Origin of the sequence: Prevotella illustrans (assembly GCF_017426725.1) — a bacterium.
Taxonomy (GTDB): domain Bacteria; phylum Bacteroidota; class Bacteroidia; order Bacteroidales; family Bacteroidaceae; genus Prevotella; species Prevotella illustrans.
Map to the genome: position 1 here is coordinate 1 of NZ_JAERMS010000076.1, position 2,304 is coordinate 2,304.

Consider the following 2,304-nt stretch of genomic DNA (forward strand, 5'->3'; position numbering starts at 1 on the left):
TATGATCATTACAGGTACTCATTTTAATTACTATCAGCTTTGTCGGCGCAAGCTATGGTTATTTGCCAATGGTATTAATATGGAGCAAAACTCAGACTTGGTGTATGAAGGTAAGTTGATACATGAGGGCAGTTATCCTCAACGTCCATCAAGATATGAAGAAGTGGAGATTGATGGCATTAAGGTGGATTACTATGATGCAAGAAATAAAGTCATTCATGAAATTAAGAGGTCTAATAAGATAGAGAAAGCACATGAATGGCAATTGAAATACTATATGTATGTTTTTGAGCAACGTGGTATCAATGGCGTTAAAGGTATATTGGAATATCCGGAATTAAGAAAAACTTCGGAAGTGCTTCTTACTGATGTCGACCGTGAGGATATTGCGTTGTTCCAACAGGAGATAGGCAATATCATTACGCAAACTTCTTGTCCATCATTGATTAAAAAGGGGATATGTAAGAATTGTAGTTATTATGAGTTCTGTTATTCAAACGAAATGGAGGAAGAAGTATGAAAAGGAGCTTTTATTTGTTTAACCCAGGATTGATGGAGCGTAAGGATAATACGTTGAAGTTTACATCTGTCAGTACAGACGAGCTGGGAAATGAGGTGAAATTGCCTGCTCGTTTTATTCCAATAGAGGATGTGACAGAGTTGTATGCTTTCGGAAGTCTTAAAGCAAATAGTTCTTTATACAACTTTCTGGGTCAACGTGGTGTTCCCGTTCATTTTTTCGATTATTATGAGAATTATACAGGAAGTTTCATGCCTCGTGACGGCTTGTTGTCGGGAAAAGCATTGATAGCTCAGGCTAAGGCGTATCAGAGCACTAAACGGCGTACGGATTTGGCGAGAAAATTCATTCGGGGCGCTGTGTGGAATATGATCATGAACCTTAACTATTATAATAGAAGAGGTAAAGATCTGGAAGGATGTATTAAGGAAATGAAGGCTTTGGCTAAAACGCTCGATGAAGCTCATATGGTAGAGGAAATTATGGGGATAGAGGGTAATATTCGGCGTATTTATTATTCGGCCTTTGATATTGTACTCGATGACTTTAATATGGGAGTCCGTACGAAGCAACCTCCCGAAAATGAGGTGAATGCGTTGATATCGTTTGGTAATATGATGTGTTATACCGAAACATTGAAAGCGGTCCATCAAACTCAATTAAATCCGACTATCAGTTTCTTGCATACACCGGGTGAACGACGATATTCGCTTTGTCTCGATATATCGGAAATATTCAAGCCGATTATTGTCGATAGAGTGATTTTTAAGGTTTTAAATAAACACGCGATTCAGAAGGGGCATTTTGACAATAAGTTGAATCGTTGTCTTTTAAACGATAAAGGAAAGAAAATATTTGTGGCAGCAATGGAAGAACGGTATAATGAAACGTTTCGTCATCGTTCATTAGGACGTAATGTAAGCTATCGACACTTGATAAAACTGGAATGCTATAAGTTGTTAAAAGATATTCTTGGAATAGAAGAGTACAAACCTTTTAAGATGTATTGGTAGAGATATGTATGTGATATTGATTTATGATGTGGGAGTGAAGCGTGTGGCTAAGATGCTTAAACTATGTCGACAATATTTGTGTTGGATTCAGAATTCTGTGTTTGAAGGAGAATTATCAGAGGTAAAGTTGAGAGAACTGGAATTACGGTTGAATGGCATTATAGATAAAAATGAAGATAGTGTGATAATATTTTCAAATCAAATGGGTTATCATATGAGTAAGGAGATTCTTGGGAAGGAACGGATGTCCACAGATAACTTCCTCTAAAGTTGTCGATGTCATTGTTGGCTCATGTCACGATGAAAAAAATGGGTTAAAAAGTGCATGCCGGTAATAGTGTGAGGCCTCTGTTTTAAGGAAGTTGTCGAAGTCTTAAGTAAAACATTCTTTTCAGCATCGACATATTTTTATTCGTTTTTTATATCTTTGCATAACAAAAACTATAGTGTTTATTATGTATTGTGCATATTTTCTCTATGGGGTTTTAATCGTACCTTAGTGGAATTGAAATCTTCTTCCGTGGAGAAGAAGTGGGTGGTTTCGGCGTTTTAATCGTACCTTAGTGGAATTGAAATTTGGTGCAGGACGGCTGAAAGGAATGTCAGACGTGAGTTTTAATCGTACCTTAGTGGAATTGAAATGAGAAAGGAGGAAAATTATGAGTAACGAAAGGGCAGTTTTAATCGTACCTTAGTGGAATTGAAATCATTGAGCGGATTAGGCGGCATTGTAAACAGTTTGTTTTAATCGTACCTTAGTGGAATTGAAAT

3 protein-coding genes and 1 CRISPR repeat array are annotated in these 2,304 nt (G+C 36.9%); all 3 genes read left to right on the forward strand.

The genetic code is table 11. From position 1 onward, the window contains the following. Position 1: 1 nt before the first annotated feature. From cas4 to cas2, 3 genes are read left to right on the forward strand one after another with little or no spacing between them, the layout of a single operon-like run. Positions 2–520 carry a CRISPR-associated protein Cas4 gene (gene cas4 / locus JHU38_RS12170; protein WP_107581344.1) on the forward strand — a complete coding sequence of 173 codons (519 nt, stop codon included), beginning with the start codon at positions 2–4 and terminating at the stop codon, positions 518–520. Further along, positions 517–1,533: a type I-B CRISPR-associated endonuclease Cas1b gene (gene cas1b, locus JHU38_RS12175; RefSeq protein ID WP_107581345.1), complete on the forward strand. Its 1,017-nt coding sequence runs from the start codon at positions 517–519 to the stop codon at positions 1,531–1,533. Before cas4 ends, cas1b begins: the two co-directional genes overlap by 4 nt. Positions 1,534–1,537: 4 nt before the next feature. After that, positions 1,538–1,801, forward strand: a complete 264-nt coding sequence (gene cas2, locus JHU38_RS12180; RefSeq protein ID WP_107581346.1) for a CRISPR-associated endonuclease Cas2 — start codon at positions 1,538–1,540, stop codon at positions 1,799–1,801. Between the two features lie 214 nt (positions 1,802–2,015). After that, positions 2,016–2,304: a CRISPR direct-repeat array (repeat unit 30 nt; unit sequence GTTTTAATCGTACCTTAGTGGAATTGAAAT).